This window comes from Pseudomonas sp. PLB05, assembly GCF_021106615.1.
GTDB classification, from domain to species: domain Bacteria; phylum Pseudomonadota; class Gammaproteobacteria; order Pseudomonadales; family Pseudomonadaceae; genus Chryseomonas; species Chryseomonas benzopyrenica.
The window spans coordinates 1,270,282-1,285,910 of record NZ_JAJOHO010000001.1 but is presented as its reverse complement, the minus strand read 5'-3'; the positions used below and the strand labels follow the sequence as shown (position 1 = coordinate 1,285,910).

Sequence of the window (15,629 nt, the reverse complement as noted above, 5' to 3'; positions counted from 1 at the left end):
ATTTATCCTCACGAGCGTGAGGATCAGGCTAACGCCAAAGGGATGGCCGATACAATCCTCAAGATCGTGAGGATTTTAGCTATCCAAGCTGTTATTCAGATCGAATCCTTTCGATCGTGAGGATTTATATCTACAGTCACCGTCGCGCGCCCAGCTGCTGGGGCGCCAGAAAAGCGCTGTGGAAGTAGCTGCGAAAGGCCTGCATGGCCGGCGTCAGTGGATGCTCCCTGTGCCAGGCCAGCCCCACGCTCATGGGGGTGATGGGCTCCACCAGGGTGCGCGTTTCCAGGCGCTTGCCCTCCAAGGACCAGGGCCGATAGACCAGATCGGAAAGGATGGCCACGCCGCTGCCGTTGGCCACCATGCTGCGTACGGCCTCCACCGAGCTGGTGCGCACGCGCACCTGGGGTTCAAGGCCCGACTGGCGCCAATAGCGCATGGCGCTCTGTTCGGCCTCGTCGACGGTGAGCAGTACGTAGGGCTCGCGGGCGACATCGGCCAGGCTGACGTTGGGTTGATCGCGCAAGGGATGGCCACTGGGCAGCCAGAGGCGGCGCTCGGAATTGAAGAGCGTTTCGGAGACGATGTCCTCGTGGGTCAGGTTGGCGGTCAGCACCACCGCCATGTCTATGCGCTTGTCCAGCAGCGCTTCCTCGATGGCCTGGCGCTCCTGCTCGTGCACCGCCACCGTCACCTCTGGATAGAGCTGTGCCAGGCGTTGCAGGTGGTGGGGGAGGAAATAGCCGATCACCGTGTAGCTGGCGGCAATGCGCAGCTCGCCGCTGGCGCGGTGGTCGGGCAGGGCGCTGCTCAGGGCGTCGTCGACCCCGCGCAGGATGCCGTAGGCATGGTTGAGGAAATGCCGACCGGCGTCGGTCAAGGCCATCCCCTGGGCCGAACGGACGAACAGGCTGGCACCCAGCAGGCCCTCCAGTTCCTGGATGGCGCTGGTCACCGCCGACTGGGAGATGTTCAGGTGGATGGCGGCCTGGGAGATCTGACCCAGTTCGGCGGTCGCGGCAAAGTAGCGCAGTTGACGCAGGGTTAGGGCCATGGGGATCGTCCTGAGGTATCGATTTTTCCGAACGCTGAACCTTGGATAATAAATCTTCCCAAGGGGGGCAGGGCAGTCATAAGGTCGAGGACAACGCACCGCTGCCAGGGAATACCGCAATGATCGAGGTGGACTTCAATTCCGACATGGGCGAGGGCCTGGGCGCCTGGACCCTGGGTGACGGCGTGGACGACCAGCTGCTCGACCTGGTCAGCTCGGCCAATATCGCCACTGGCTTCCATGCGGGCGATCCCAGCCTCATGCAGCGCACCGTGCTGCAGGCCAAGGCGCGCAATGTCGCCATCGGCGCCCATCCGGGCTATCGCGATCTGGTGGGCTTCGGGCGCCGCCCGCTGCAGATGCCCGCCGAAGAACTGGTGGCCGATATCGTCTACCAGCTCGGCGCCTTGCGTGAATTCGCCCGCTTGCACGGCTTGCGCCTGCAACACCTCAAGCCCCATGGCGCGCTGTTCATGCACCTGGCACGGGACGAGGCGGCGGCCCGCCTGCTGGTGGAGACCCTGCAGCGGCTCGAACCCGAGCTGCTGCTCTATTGCCTGCCCAACTCCGCCACCTGGCGCATCGGTCGCGAGCTGGGTCAGCCCCTGGTACGCGAGTTCTATGCCGACCGGGACTACGACGCCAGCGGCTCCATCGTGCTGGTCCGGCGTGTGGGCGCCCTGGATCCCCAGGCGGTGGCCGAGCGAGTGCTAAGAGCCTGCCAACAGGGGCGGGTCGCCACGGTGGAGGGAGGCGAGGTCGAGGTGACCTTCGAATCCATCTGCCTGCACAGCGATACCCCCGGTGCGCTGGGCCTGGCGCAGGCCATTCGCCAGCGCCTGGACGCCGCCGGCATCGCCGTGCGCGCACCCCGCGCCGACTAGTTCCGCGTTCGATACTGGCGCCCGAGACGCCGGATCCTCCATCTATTAGCTACGCCTGCCTTTCCGACAACATCGCCTAGAAGAGGAATCGTCATGGCCGAACATTCGGTGCTCTCGCCCTTGCCCGGAACGTTCTATCGCAAACCCACGCCTGATGCGGCGCCCTATGTGGATGTCGGGGAAACCGTCACCGCCGGTACCGTGATCGGCTTGGTCGAGGTGATGAAGCAATTCTCGGAGATCCACGCCGAGGTCGCCGGGACCCTGACGGCCTTCGTGGTCGAAGACGGCGATCCGGTCGAGCCGGGTCAGTTGCTGGCCACCCTGAGCGGAGCCGACTCGTGAGCACGACAGGGGGCGGCATCCGCCGTCTGCTGGTCGCCAATCGTGGTGAAATCGCTGTCCGTATTCTGCGCGCCGCTAAGGCCTTGAACATCGAGACGGTGCTGGCCTGCAGCGAGGCGGACCAGGATTCCCTGGCGGCGCGGCAGACCGATGCCGTGGTGGTGATCGGCCCGGCGCGGGCGGATCGCAGCTACCTCAACATCGACGCACTGCTCAAGGCCCTGGGTGACAGCGGCGCCGATGCGGTCCATCCCGGCTATGGCTTCCTGGCCGAGAGCGCGGCCTTCGCCGATGCAGTGGAGGAGGCCGGTGCCATCTTCGTCGGCCCCTCGGGTGACATCATTCGCCGCATGGGCGACAAGGCCGAGGCGCGGCGTACCGCCCTGGCGGCCGGCGTGCCGGTGGTGCCTGGCTCCGCCGGCGAACCGGCCGATATAGAAGCGGCCATAGCGGCAGCCGAGACGGTGGGCTATCCGCTGCTGATCAAGGCGTCGGCGGGCGGAGGAGGCCGGGGCATCCGCCTGGCCCGCGATGCCGCCGAACTGGCGCGGGAATTTCCCCTCGCTCAACGTGAAGCCCAGGCCGCCTTTGGCAACGGTGCCCTCTATCTGGAGCGCTTCATCGAGCACGCTCGCCATATAGAGGTACAGATCCTGGGTGATGGCCAGCGCGTGGTGCATCTGTTCGAACGCGAATGTTCGTTGCAGCGTCGCCGTCAGAAGCTCTTGGAAGAAGCACCATCACCGGTGCTGAGCACTGCTCAGCGCGAGACCCTCTGCGCCAGCGCGGTCCGTCTGGCCGAAAGTCTCGGCTATCGCGGCGCGGGCACCCTGGAATACCTGTTCGACGAAGCCCGGGGCGAGTTCTTCTTCATCGAGATGAATACCCGCATCCAGGTCGAGCATCCGGTCAGCGAGATGGTCACCGGCATCGACCTGGTCCAGGCCATGCTGTGCATCGCCGGTGGCGAACCCCTGCGGCTGCGCCAGGAAGACATCCATCTGCTGGGCGCGGCCATCGAGCTGAGGCTCAACGCCGAGGACCCGGCGTGCAATTTCTTCCCCAGTCCCGGAACGGTCGAGCAGCTCGCCTGGCCGCGTGGCGCGGGCATCCGCGTCGACAGTCATCTCTATGCGGGCTATCGGGTGCCGCCTTACTACGACTCGCTGCTGGCCAAGCTCATCGCCCATGGCGCCGACCGCACCGAGGCGCTGGCCCGTGCGCGTCAGGCGCTGGACGAGTTGCGCCTTACCGGCATGGCCACCACCGCATCCCTGCATCGACGGCTGCTGGACGAACCCTGGGTGATCGAAGCCCGCTTCGACACCGGTACCCTGGAACACTGGCTGGCCGAGGAGATCCCCGCATGACGACCGCGATCCGTTATAGCTTCGGCGGCGACGAACACCTGTTCGTCGAATTGTCCGAGAGCATGTCCCTGGAGGCCTTTTTCCGCGGCCTGGCCATGACCCGCGCGGTGCAGGCGTTGCAATTGCCCGGCATCCACGACATCTGCCTGGCCAATGCCTCCTTCCAGATCCGTTTCGATCCCGACGTGCTGCCGCCCGACCGGCTCCTGGCAGCCGTCCAGGGCGTGGAAGACCAGGCGGTGGCCGAGCGTCAACTGGCCACACGGATGATCGAAATCCCGGTGCTCTACAACGATCCCTGGACCCACGAGACGCTGATGCGCTTTCGCGATCGCCACCAGGATCCGTCCGCCACCGATCTGGAATACGCTGCGCGCATCAACGGCCTGGCCGACGTCGAAGCCTTTATCGCCGCCCACAGCGGCGCGCCCTGGTTCGTGTCCATGGTGGGCTTCGTGGCCGGACTGCCGTTCATGTTCCAGATGGTGGAGCCGGAGCGGCAGCTGCAGGTGCCGAAGTACCTGCGGCCCCGCACCGACACGCCTAAACAGACCCTGGGTCACGGCGGCTGCTTCGGCTGCATCTATTCGGTCCGCGGCGCCGGTGGCTACCAGATGTTCGGGGTGACGCCAGCACCCATCTACGATCCGGCGCAGCGCCTCGACTATCTGCAGGAGCACATGGTGTTCTTCCGGCCCGGTGACATCGTCCGCTTCCGCGCCATCGACCGGGTCGAATACGATCGCATGCTGGCCGAGGTAGAGGAGGGTAGCTTCACCCTGAACATACGCCCTGTGGACTTTTCCCTGGACGCCTTTCTCGACCATCCCCGTGGCTATCCGCGCACCCTGATGGAGGAGCCGGCATGATCAAGGTACTCAAACCCGGCCTGGCCACCGCGATCCAGGACCTCGGTCGCGAAGGCTACTATCACCTGGGCATTCCGCCGTCCGGCGCCATGGACAGCTATGCCTTGCGCGCGGCCAATCTGCTGGTGGGCAATGCACCCGGAGCCGCCGCGCTGGAATGCACCTTGCTCGGGCCGGAGCTGCAGTTCGCCGAAGACGCCCTGGTCGCCCTGAGCGGCGCGCGCATGACGCCACGCCTGGACGGCGCCGAGATGCCGCTGGACCAGGCCTTTGTCGTGCGGGCCGGCCAGGTGCTCAAGTTCGATTACCTCAAGGCCGGTGCCCGCGGCTATCTGGCGGTGGCCGGAGGCTTCGATGTGCCCGAGGTGCTGGGCAGTCGTTCGACCTATACGCTGGGTGGCCTCGGTGGCTTCCAGGGTCGACGTCTTGCCGCGGGAGACGAATTGCCGATCGGAACGCCAGCGGCAGCTGCCAAGCCTGGAATTCGGTTATCGAGCGATCTGGTACCGGCCTGCGGCGGCGAAGTGACCTTGCGTGTCGTACCCGGGCTCTATCATCACCGCCTGACCGCGGACGCGGCCGAAGCCTTTTTCGCCGATACCTGGACAGTAGGCTCCGAAGCCGACCGTATCGGTTATCGCTTCAAGGGCGGCCGACCGCTGGCATTCACGCCGCGCGAACAACCCTTTGGTGCCGGCTCGGATCCATCCAATATCGTCGACAGCTGTTATCCCATCGGCTCGATCCAGGTACCGGCGGGCCTCGAACCCATCGTCTTGCACCGAGACGCGGTGTCGGGAGGCGGTTACGCCATGATCGGCACGGTCATCAGCAGTGACCTGGATCTGATCGGCCAACTGCAGCCGAATCAGAAAGCGCGGTTCGTCGTCGTAACGCTGGAAGATGCATTAGCGGCACGCCGGATCTACCAGGAACGCTTGCAGCGCCTGCAGCAGGCCTTGGCTGGATGACTGGCGACAATCAGCCAGAACGTTCAACGGTGAGCTGATAGATCCTGAAGGCGCGGCCGGTAACAGGCGCGTCTTCAGGATCGTCGCTGAACGACCTTTAGCAGAAACGCTGAGCAGCGATGCGTGCGGGTGACACTGGATGCCGGCGAGAAATTGTTCTGCAGCTGTGTAGAGGTCCAGCGGTGCAAGCCAAAGACGGTTTTGTTCGCGCAGCGAAGATTCGTCACAAGCAGCAATTGCTGCAATTGAAAACAAGCTGGTCGACGATGCCAGGGTAGGGAAGTCGAAGCCGAGCCTGGTCTGGCAGTAAGGGAGAAAGGCAGTGGGCTAATTGGATGGCAGAGGGCAATGACCAGCTCCCGTCCATATCAAATTTAACATAATATACATTATGCGAAGTTATGGTTATGGAGCGCTGCATCGAGTGCCTGCCTTTTCACGTTGGCTGCTTTCTTCCATTTCCTGCGATCTAGTCATTTTGCCTGACATTACGGCTTCAAGGATTCAGATCGCCGCTTACCGTACACCTGCACCGCAAATTCCGCAGCGCCCGTTTGTACAAGACGCCGTCGACAGCTTTAATCGGATGGCGTCCTTTCCCGGAGCTCTTTCTGGTTGTCGCGCCTCTGCCTGTGTCACCACGCGCGAATGTCCTGGGTTTCCAAAAAGTATTTCATCCCGAGGAGTTTTGCATGGCTTATCAAGCCGCTTCCGATCGTTATGACCGTATTCCTTACCGCCGCGTGGGTCGCAGCGGTCTCGTGCTGCCGGCGCTGTCGCTGGGCCTGTGGCACAACTTCGGCGACACCACGCCGCTGGATCGTCAACGCGCCTTGCTGCGCACTGCCTTCGATCTGGGCATCAATCACTTCGACCTGGCCAACAACTACGGGCCGCCCTATGGCAGCGCCGAGATCAATTTCGGTCGGCTGCTGCGCGAAGACTTCGCGGCCTACCGCGACGAACTCATCATCTCCAGCAAGGCCGGCTGGGACATGTGGCCCGGACCCTATGGCCAAGGTGGCGGCTCGCGCAAATACGTCCTGGCCAGCCTGGATCAGAGCCTCAAGCGTCTTGGTCTGGATTACGTCGACATCTTCTATTCGCACCGTTTCGACGAGCACACGCCGCTGGAAGAAACCGCCAGTGCCCTGGCCACGGCGGTCCAGCAAGGCAAGTCACTCTATATCGGCATCAGCTCCTATTCGGGCACCAAGACCCGGGAAATGGCCAAGTTGCTGGCCGACTGGAAGATCCCGCTGCTGATCCACCAGCCGGCCTACAACCTGCTCAATCGTTGGATCGAAAAGGATCTGCTGGATGCGACCGAGGACATCGGCAGTGGCGTGATCGCCTTTACGCCGCTGGCCCAGGGGTTGCTGACCGACAAGTACCTCAATGGCGTTCCGGCCGAGGCCCGGGTCAATCAGCCCGGTGGCCAGTCGCTGCAGCAAGGCCATCTGTCCGACGAGAACCTGGCCCGAGTACGCGCTCTGGATGCCATCGCCAAGCGCCGCGGCCAGAGCCTGGCGCAGCTGGCCCTGGCCTGGACCCTGCGCGATCCGCGCATCACCAGCGCCCTGATCGGCGCCAGTCGACCCGAGCAGATCGTGGAAAACGTGGCAGCCCTGGACAACCTGACCTTTACCGCCGAGGAACTGGCCGAGATCGATACCCATGCGGTCGAAGGCGACATCAATCTCTGGGCCAAGCCGTCCAGCGCGGAATAAAGCCCCGTTTGGCGTAGCTGGCGCTCCAGCGTTAGCTACGCCTACCTTTATAGGATCCTCCCAGGGCATAACCGCCCTCACCCGCCCTCACCCAGGCGGCTGCTGACGCCGCGTCCCGATCTGCTCCTGGCGATACTGGCTGGGCGTCTGTCCGGTCTCGTTGCGAAAATGCCGGTTGAAATTGGACAGATTGGAATAGCCCACCTCGAAGCAGATGGTCGCTATGGACAGCTCCGCCTGCCGCAGCAGACGACAGGCCCGCTGGAGGCGTAGCTTGCGCGCCAATTCGATGAAGCCGTGGCCGGTAACCTTCTTGAAGAAGCGGGAAAAGCCGGCCTCGCTCATGCCGACGCGTCTGGCGATCACCGGCAGCCGGATATCTTCGGTGAGCTCGCTCAGCAGATAGTCGAAGGCCTGGTGCACCCGGGCGGCGCTACGGGCGTCCAGCGCCGGCGCATAACAGGCACTGGCCAGGACGATTCTTTCGCTTTCCGGCGCCCGAGACAGCAGGCCCAGTAAAGCGAACAGCTTGAGCAGGCGCTCGGCGCCCTGGGCCTGGCCCATCGCTTCGATCAATTCAGCCGCCTGCCGGGCCGTGTCGGCCCTGAACTCCAGGCCGCGCCTGGCCTGTTCCAGCAAAGGTAGATAGTCGCCCAGCTCGGGAGCCACGGTGCTCAGCGAGCGCAACAGCTCGCCATTGAACTGGATGACCACATCGCGCCCGGCGAGCACCTCGCCGGGTGGCAGATCGCCGATCCAGTCGTGCGGCAGGTCCGGCCCGATCATGGCCACGTGGCCAGCCGCGAACGGCCCGACATAGTCACCGGCCAGTAGCCGTCCGCTACCCTGGCGGATCAGATGGATCTCGTACTCGGGATGGTGATTCCAACGCGCCAAGGCATAGGGATAGTCGTGCTCGTACCAGCGAAAGCTCTGGTCGGGCGCGGCAAGGATCACTTCCAGCTCTGCCGGCCGCGCCTCGAGGAAGGCGGTCGCCTTCATGATGTACCTCTACTTGTTCTTGTAGGCCCACACCGGCCGGCCTGGCTATCGATGCTTTTTTGACCTGGTTGCGCTCGGCGATCAAGGTCAAAAATGTATCGGCAACTGGTCAATGCCAGGTTAGCCAGCGGCTTGGCCCTGCTGTTGTAATCCTCTCCAGCTGCTCTGTCGAGATCAGATTCATATCGGCGGCCAGCCATTCATAACAACAACAAGCTGCCCGCCGTGGCAGTCACGGAGAGAAGAAGATGAAGCGCCCTATCGCGTTGCTGCTGTTGGCCGGTCTCGGACTGACCGGTGTTGCCCAGGCCGTCGAATCGGTCACCGTTGCCACCGTCAACAACAGCGACATGGTGCGCATGCAGCGTCTGTCCCAGGTCTTCGAAAAACAGCACCCCAACATCAAGCTCAACTGGGTGGTGCTCGAAGAAAACGTGCTGCGGCAGCGGCTGACCACCGACATCACCACCGGCGGCGGCCAGTTCGACGTGCTGACCATCGGCACCTACGAAACACCGCTGTGGGGCGCCAAGAACTGGCTGGAGCCGCTCGACAACCTGCCTGCCAGCTATGACGTCGAAGACATCTTCCCGGCGGTCCGCCAGGGGCTGTCGGTCAACAACCATCTCTATGCCCTGCCGTTCTACGGCGAAAGCACCGTTACCTACTACCGCAAGGACCTGTTCAAGGCTGCCGGCCTGCAGATGCCCGACCAGCCGACCTGGACGCAACTCGCCGACTTTGCCAGCAAGCTCAACCGGCCGGACAAGGACCAGTACGGACTCTGCCTGAGAGGCAAGGCCGGCTGGGGGGAAAACGTCGCGTTGCTCAGCCTGATGGGCAACGCCTTCGGCGCGCGCTGGTTCGACGAACAATGGCAGCCCGAACTGACCAGTCCCGAGTGGACGGCCGCCGCCAAGTTCTACGTCGACAATATGAAGAAGTATGGCCCGCCCGGGGCCTCCAGCAACGGCTTCAACGAGAACCTGGCTCTGTTCAACAGCGGCAAATGTGCGCTCTGGGTGGATGCCAGCGTCGCCGGCTCCTTCACCACCGACAAGAGCCAGAGCAAGGTGGCCGACCAGGTCGGCTTCGCCGCTTCGCCTCATGAGGTCACCGACAAGGGCTCGTCTTGGCTGTATGGCTGGTCGCTGGCGATTCCGGCGAGTGCCAAGCACAAGGAGGCTGCCAAGACCTTCATCACCTGGGCGACTTCCAAGGAATACATCCAGCTGGTGGCCGATCAGGACGGCATCGCCAACGTACCACCGGGCACGCGCCAGTCCACCTACAGCCCGGCCTACCTGAGCGCGGCGCCCTTCGCCAAGATCACCTTGGAGATGATGCAGCATGCCGACCCGGCTCATCCCTCGGCCAAGCCGGTGCCCTATGTCGGCATCCAGTATGTGACCATTCCCGAGTTCCAGGCCATCGGCACCTCGGTCGGCAAGCTGTTCTCCGCCGCCCTCACCGGCCAGATGAGCGTCGAGCAGGCCCTCAACGCGGCCCAGACCTCGACGACCCGGGAAATGAAACGCGCGGGCTATCTCAAGTAACGATCCTTTACCCAAGACCTGACCGCGCGCTGCACCGCGCGGTCAGTCTCTCGATTGGAGCCAAGACCATGAACAGACTGGAAGGAAAAAGCGCCCTGATCACCGGCGCCGCCCGCGGTATCGGCAGGGCTTTCGCCCAGGCCTACCTCAAGGAAGGCGCGACGGTGGCCATCGCCGACATCAATATCGAACGAGCACGCGAGACCGCCGAGGAGCTGGGCGAGCGCGCCTATGCCCTGGCCATGGACGTCACCGACCAGGCGTCCATCGACACGGCCATCACCCAGGTGATCGCCACCGCCGGCAAGCTCGACATCCTGGTCAACAATGCCGCCCTGTTCGACCTGGCACCCATCGTCGAGATCTCCCGGGAAAGTTATGACCGGCTGTTCGCCATCAACGTGGCCGGCCCCCTGTTCACCCTGCAGGCCGCCGCGCGACAGATGATCGCCCAGGGGCATGGGGGCAAGATCATCAATATGGCCAGCCAGGCCGGGCGCCGCGGCGAAGCCTTGGTTGCCGTCTATTGCGCGACCAAGGCCGCGGTCATCAGCCTGACCCAGTCGGCCGGCCTCGACCTCATCAAGCACCGCATCAACGTCAATGCCATCGCCCCCGGCGTGGTCGACGGTGAGCATTGGGAGGGTGTGGACGCCCTTTTCGCCCATTACGAGCAACGGCCGCTGGGCGAGAAGAAGCGCCTGGTCGGTGAAGCCGTACCCTACGGTCGCATGGGAACCGCCGAGGATCTGGTCGGCATGGCGCTGTTCCTGGCGTCCAGCGACAGCGATTTCGTGGTCGCCCAGACCTACAACGTCGACGGCGGCAACTGGATGAGCTGAGCGCCGTACGGTCAACTCAGGTCGTGCAAATCCTTGACGATCGCCGGCCCGATCTGGAGGTCGGCAAAGCTGACCTCCAGGCCTTCGCGCTGCGGCGAGCAGCAATAGGGGCCAACCCGCAGGTCCGCACCCTCTTCGCTGGCGAATCGACACAGCCGCAACAGCGGCCAACTCAGGCCATCCAGGGAATACTGCAGGCGCAGCACCTCGCCATGCAGCGTCATGCGCAGCCAGAAGCCGCGGACGGCATCGGGCATCGGCCCCAGGGCCCAGTCGGAATGCCCCAAGGTGAGGACACTGCCCAGATGGGCGATACCATCGTTGATCTCGAGCCCCGTCTTGCACCAGCGCGCGCTACCCTGCCGCACCATCAGGCCAGCCTGATCGTACAGCTCGGTGAAGGTCCCGGTGATCCGTACCTGCACGGTGAAATCCGCACCGGCCGCATAACCGCGGAAATGCCCGCTGTCACGCTCGAAGCCGTATTGGGTCTTCTGCCAAAAGTCGGTTCCGCTATCGGTACTGATGTGCAGCAGGCCATCCGTATCGGACCAGCGCGTCGGTTCGTTCAGCCACTGGGCAGGCAAGGTCTTCGCAAGGCTCATGGACAGGTATCCGCGGCTGATGGGCTGCGCACACGATAGATCAAGGACGCAGGATGCGCCAAAGCCAGACGGTAAATCGTGCTGCGAGGATTGCGAACAAAAAGCTGAGCGCTGAGCCAGGTGCCATTCCCTGCCCTCTAGCCGCGTTCTTGCAGACATGAAAAAAGGGAGCCCTAAGGCTCCCCTGTTCAAGTACGTCTGCTGCCCTCTTGTTCTTGTTGTCGGACGTCAACGTCATCGATCTTTGGTACGCCCCACCAAGGAGGTGGGAAGTGAACAGATTACTTTGGTCGCTCTGGCGAGTTCCAAAATGATCGGTTCGCGAGCCTTGGCCGTCTTGTTCTTATTGTGGGCGGTTAGCGGCGCATCTTGTTGTTCTTGTGCCAGTAATAAAGCACTCGCCGTGCCAACATTTATAAGCCATTGAAATTGCTAGTTTTAATGGATTCGGGCTCGGCGTTCGCGCAGTTGTTGCGGAGGATTTCGTTACCTTTTCACTCGGCGGCGAAGGATCTGGTTACGACATTCATCTCCTCGGTAACGCCACTGACCCTCAACGACTGTAGGTCGAGCGCTTGAGGGTCGCCTCGTTGTTGCGCTGGGCGGCGGGACGTTCCGGATTGTCGGTGGGCAGGTATAGCAGCCGCGTGGCCAGGACCTCGCGACGCGGCTTGATGTCGGGTCGCAACGCGCTGCGCTGGGTGCGGTCGAAATCGCGCAGGTCGACGACCTGCATGCCGTCCTCGGCCGGTACCACGAAGACCGGCAGGTTCGCGTGGATCATGGCGTCGTAGCGGCTTTCCTCACCGAACCAGAGCATCGCCCGTGGATGCGGGGCGATCTTCTTGTGCCGGACCAGGATGTCGTCATCCGCCATGCGATTGAGCGCCTGGTGCTCCTGCCATTCCGGGGTGCGATCCAGGGCGATTCGCTCGCGGTCGGCGCGCGCCATAGCCAGGGTTTTCAGTTGTTCCCGTACCTTGGACACCTTTACCCGCTCTCCTCCGGCGGTATGACCGGCCCAGGTGAAGGTCAGCTGGCGGACCGGATCGGGAAAGCCGTGCACCTTGCGGATCAGCTGCTTGGTATTGAAGGCCCCTCCCAGCGCCTTGCGCATGATGCGCGGTCGCGCCTCGGGCGCCAGTTCCAGCTCCAGACGCGTCTGCTCGATGGCGGCACTGAAGGCCGCCTTGCAACTATTGATGGCCAGGATCTCCTCCATCAACGGCTCGGCCAGCGCGATATAGCCTGGCAAGCGACTGACGGTGCCTGGTGCCTGCCCTGGCTGCAGGTGGAAAGCCAGCAAGGCGTCGCGGGTGAGCTCCACCGCGGCGCTGCCCTCGAAAGCCTCTGCGGCGATGTGATCCGGCACTCGCTGCTGCGCCAACAAAGGCAGCCGCCAGACCCGGGCAGCCACCACCTTGCCTGGCCAGCGCTCGTTGAAGGTCGCGATGCTTAGCTTGAGGTCTTCGAACGCGCTCTTAATGTCTTCGTGCATGGCCAACTCCAACCTGATAACGACCAGATTGTAGCATTTACAAGAACTTGGGCCTCTTCTTGATAGATGTGCAGAGGGTTATCATGAAACTCTTCTACGCTATAGGGGTGGTATTACTATTCAGGGGATGCAGTTTCTGGGTAAATTGCGAACGACCATCCTGATCCCTGAGGGTGACCTGCAATTCCGCGGTCGTGCCGTCGATCTCGACCTCGCCGAAGAACTGAAAGCCACTAAGGGGTGACGTATCGGCCTGGGGGGGCGCCTTGTGGAACACCACCTCGGGGCCGAAGGTGGCATCCAGCGGGTTGGGACCGAAGCTGCCGGCGTTCAGCGGCCCCGCCACAAATTCCCAGAAGGGTTCGAAATCCTGGAAGGCCGCCCTGTCCGGGTGATAGTGGTGCGCGGCGCAGTAATGCACGTCTGCGGTAAGCCAGACGGTATTGCGAATCCCCTGCCGCGCGATGAAGCGTAACAGGTCGGCCGTTTCCAGCTCGCGCCCCTTGGGGGCTCCGGGATCGCCATTGGCGATGGCCTCCCAGCGCGCCTGGCCCTGCGCATCCTTGCCGTCCGGGACCTGCAGCCCGATGGGCATATCGGCCGCGATGACCTTCCAGGTCGCCCTGGACGCCTGCAGCTTCTTCTTCAGCCAGTCGAGTTGCTCCTGACCGAGGAAGGCACCCTGACCGCCCTCCTCGTCACCCAGGTTGCTGTCATTGCCGGCACGATAGCTGCGCATGTCCAGCACGAAGACATCCAGCAAGGGGCCGTAGGCGATGCGGCGGTAGATGCGCCCTGCCCCGTCGGCCGAGACGCCGCGCATGGGTGCGTACTCCAGAAAGGCCTGGCGCGCCCTACCACTCAGGACAGTGATGTCCTTGACCTGGTAGCGCTCGTCCAGCGTCTTGCTCGGCGACCAGTTGTTGGTAATGTCCTGTAGGATTACACCCCTACCCTCTACTCTCGTGATTCCCATGGCCCAAGCCTTCAGCTACGTCAGATTCTCCAATGCCCAACAGGCTCAAGGGAACAGCTACCAGCGGCAGACAGACAAGGCCCAGCGCTACGCCCAAGCTCACGGCCTCACCCTCGCCACAGCAGCAGAACATCAGTTCTTCGATCAAGGGAAATCCGCCTACAAGGCTAAGCATCTTGACGATGAAGGTCAGCTAAGACGATTCCTGTCTTTGGTGGAGGATGGAAGCATTCCCAGTGGTTCATTCCTGCTGATCGAGTCTCTTGACCGTCTCAGTCGTGAAAAGGTACGGGATGCCTTGCCAAGATTCCTCGATCTGCTCCAACGTGGGATCAAGATTGTAACGCTCTCAGATAACAGAGTTTATGATCAGGATTACAATGATATTGATTTGATTGTTTCCATTATATCAATGTCCAGGGCTCACGAAGAATCAGCAATGAAGTCCCAGCGTCTTAAGGCGGTATGGGATTCTAAACACAAGGCTGCTATATCCTCCAAGAAACCAATAGGTGGCAATTGCCCAGCTTGGTTGGAATACAAGGATGGTGAGTATAAGATAATTGAAGAGAAAGCTGAGATAGTAAGAAGGATTTATTCTCTTTGCATCCAAGGGTACGGATACACCAACATCATCAAGCTTCTGAATCAGGAGGGCATTCCTCTCCTCGATGATAGTAACAGAAACAAAGCTGGTGCTTGGGGAGTGAGTGGAATATGGAGAATCCTGAGCAACAAGGCAGTGATAGGAACGTTCATCTTCAAGGGTGATGAAATCCCTAACTACTTTCCGACCGTAATTGATGAGGGGACATTCTACGATGCCAGAGCGGCTATCGAGCAACGTAAGCGTTCAGGCTCAAGCAACCCAGGCAAGGGGATGAACGTGTGGCAGAGGATCGCCTACTGCGCCTCCTGCAAGGCTCCAATGCACTACGTCAAGAAGCGAGAGAATAACGAGTACCTTCGTTGCAGTGCGTATGCCAAGGGCAACTGTACCCAACAGCCAATCTCTACAAAATCAACAGAAGTGGTGTTCAAGGAACTACTCCCTAAGCTTGATTCCCTTTCCCTGGTACAAACCAACACCAATGCCCTCACGAAAGAACTAACGATTAACCGTGGTAAGCAAGGAGAGATTAAAGCCCGTATAGAGGCTATACAAGCGCAGATGATGGACATCAGCACTACCCTACCCCCTACAGTGTTGAAGATGCTCACAACGCTTGATACGGAGCTACAGACCTATGCTCAAAGGGAGAGTGAGATAGTAAATAGTCTGTCAATGGAAAAGCTGATTGATAAGGACGAATTCTTCAAACGTCTTGATTTAGTTTCCTTTGCAGGTAGATCAAAGGCTAACAGTCTTCTCAAGAGCCTAAACATAAAAGTGTTTATGTCTCGAAATAAGATGTTTGTAGTGTACGACGTAGTGAGAGATGAGATTCCTATCCTCTCGGTCTTTGAACACAAAGGAGAGATTGTATGGTGGGATAAGACAGAAGAGATAAAACTGATCGCTGAGGGGCAAGGTGATGGTAGTGCTGAGTCCTTGGTAAGAACCTTGATGAAGGTGTCGAGCTTTGATGAGGAAAAAGTGGTTGAGCTGCTAATAAATTACCTGGAGGAAATTAGAGAGAAATGAGATTTAACTGTTACATTATAACACTTATGTTGCCTCACTAATCACTGCCTAGGCAGCAATCATGCGCCTCTCAGAGATTCAAAGGGTACATTTCCGGTCCTCCCCCTCCACTTCTCTCTATTGGCTAAGCATTGGTAGCTCGATTTCTGCAACAGGATTACGAATATCAATTTCATTTATAGATAATTTATATAATATCTACAATGCTGATAGATAATATTAACTTCAACATTCCTGAGCTTGTGGTAGTATTGCACTCAAGCTACAGGGGCTGATGCTGCC

The 15,629-nt window shown here is 61.1% G+C and carries 13 protein-coding genes and 1 pseudogene; 9 read left to right on the top strand and 5 right to left on the bottom strand.

Features of this window, described 5'->3' with window-relative positions; translation table 11 throughout:
• Positions 1–136: 136 nt before the first annotated feature.
• A complete protein-coding gene (locus LRS53_RS05925; RefSeq protein ID WP_231355277.1) occupies positions 137–1,054 on the bottom strand; it encodes a LysR family transcriptional regulator in 918 nt (305 codons plus the stop codon).
• A 119-nt stretch (positions 1,055–1,173) separates the two neighbouring features.
• Here LRS53_RS05925 and LRS53_RS05920 point away from each other — a divergent pair, with 119 nt between their 5' ends.
• From LRS53_RS05920 to mgrA, 6 genes are all read left to right on the top strand, one after another.
• Positions 1,174–1,938, top strand: coding sequence for a 5-oxoprolinase subunit PxpA (locus LRS53_RS05920; protein ID WP_231355276.1), 765 nt, complete (start codon positions 1,174–1,176; stop codon positions 1,936–1,938).
• A 93-nt stretch (positions 1,939–2,031) separates the two neighbouring features.
• Positions 2,032–2,283 carry an acetyl-CoA carboxylase gene (locus tag LRS53_RS05915; RefSeq protein ID WP_231355275.1) on the top strand — a complete coding sequence of 84 codons (252 nt, stop codon included), beginning with the start codon at positions 2,032–2,034 and terminating at the stop codon, positions 2,281–2,283.
• Entirely contained in the window at positions 2,280–3,653 is a 1,374-nt protein-coding gene (locus tag LRS53_RS05910) for an acetyl-CoA carboxylase biotin carboxylase subunit (protein ID WP_231355274.1), read from the top strand. The genes LRS53_RS05915 and LRS53_RS05910 overlap by 4 nt, the downstream gene beginning before the upstream one ends.
• Entirely contained in the window at positions 3,650–4,522 is an 873-nt protein-coding gene (locus LRS53_RS05905) for a 5-oxoprolinase subunit B family protein (protein ID WP_231355273.1), read from the top strand. Before LRS53_RS05910 ends, LRS53_RS05905 begins: the two co-directional genes overlap by 4 nt.
• Positions 4,519–5,493 carry a biotin-dependent carboxyltransferase family protein gene (locus LRS53_RS05900; RefSeq protein WP_231355272.1) on the top strand — a complete coding sequence of 325 codons (975 nt, stop codon included), beginning with the start codon at positions 4,519–4,521 and terminating at the stop codon, positions 5,491–5,493. The genes LRS53_RS05905 and LRS53_RS05900 overlap by 4 nt, the downstream gene beginning before the upstream one ends.
• Positions 5,494–6,185: 692 nt before the next feature.
• Positions 6,186–7,223 (top strand): L-glyceraldehyde 3-phosphate reductase, encoded by a 1,038-nt coding sequence (gene mgrA, locus LRS53_RS05895; protein ID WP_231355271.1) that lies wholly within the window; start codon positions 6,186–6,188, stop codon positions 7,221–7,223.
• A gap of 87 nt (positions 7,224–7,310) precedes the next feature.
• Here mgrA and LRS53_RS05890 read toward each other — a convergent pair whose 3' ends face one another.
• Positions 7,311–8,225: an AraC family transcriptional regulator gene (locus tag LRS53_RS05890; RefSeq protein WP_231355270.1), complete on the bottom strand. Its 915-nt coding sequence runs from the start codon at positions 8,223–8,225 to the stop codon at positions 7,311–7,313.
• 248 nt (positions 8,226–8,473) lie between these two features.
• Between LRS53_RS05890 and LRS53_RS05885 the strand changes: the two genes are divergently transcribed.
• Both LRS53_RS05885 and LRS53_RS05880 read left to right on the top strand, forming a co-directional pair.
• A complete protein-coding gene (locus LRS53_RS05885; RefSeq protein WP_231355269.1) occupies positions 8,474–9,781 on the top strand; it encodes an ABC transporter substrate-binding protein in 1,308 nt (435 codons plus the stop codon).
• A gap of 68 nt (positions 9,782–9,849) precedes the next feature.
• The gene (locus tag LRS53_RS05880; RefSeq protein ID WP_184288175.1) at positions 9,850–10,623 is read left to right on the top strand and encodes an L-iditol 2-dehydrogenase; all 774 of its coding nucleotides are present in this window, start codon (positions 9,850–9,852) and stop codon (positions 10,621–10,623) included.
• Positions 10,624–10,634: 11 nt separating this feature from the next.
• On the opposite strand, the gene LRS53_RS05875 is transcribed toward LRS53_RS05880, so the two are convergent.
• The 3 genes and pseudogenes from LRS53_RS05875 to LRS53_RS05865 all read right to left on the bottom strand — a co-directional run.
• Positions 10,635–11,228, bottom strand: coding sequence for a DUF1349 domain-containing protein (locus LRS53_RS05875; protein WP_231355268.1), 594 nt, complete (start codon positions 11,226–11,228; stop codon positions 10,635–10,637).
• Between the two features lie 553 nt (positions 11,229–11,781).
• Positions 11,782–12,726: a DNA replication terminus site-binding protein gene (locus tag LRS53_RS05870; RefSeq protein WP_231355267.1), complete on the bottom strand. Its 945-nt coding sequence runs from the start codon at positions 12,724–12,726 to the stop codon at positions 11,782–11,784.
• A 94-nt stretch (positions 12,727–12,820) separates the two neighbouring features.
• A pseudogene (locus LRS53_RS05865) lies at positions 12,821–13,660 on the bottom strand (alkaline phosphatase D family protein); the annotation flags it as partial.
• A 40-nt stretch (positions 13,661–13,700) separates the two neighbouring features.
• Between LRS53_RS05865 and LRS53_RS05860 the strand changes: the two are divergent.
• On the top strand, positions 13,701–15,347 hold the full coding sequence (locus tag LRS53_RS05860; protein WP_231355266.1) for a recombinase family protein: 1,647 nt from the start codon (positions 13,701–13,703) through the stop codon (positions 15,345–15,347).
• The last annotated feature ends 282 nt before the right edge of the window (positions 15,348–15,629 follow it).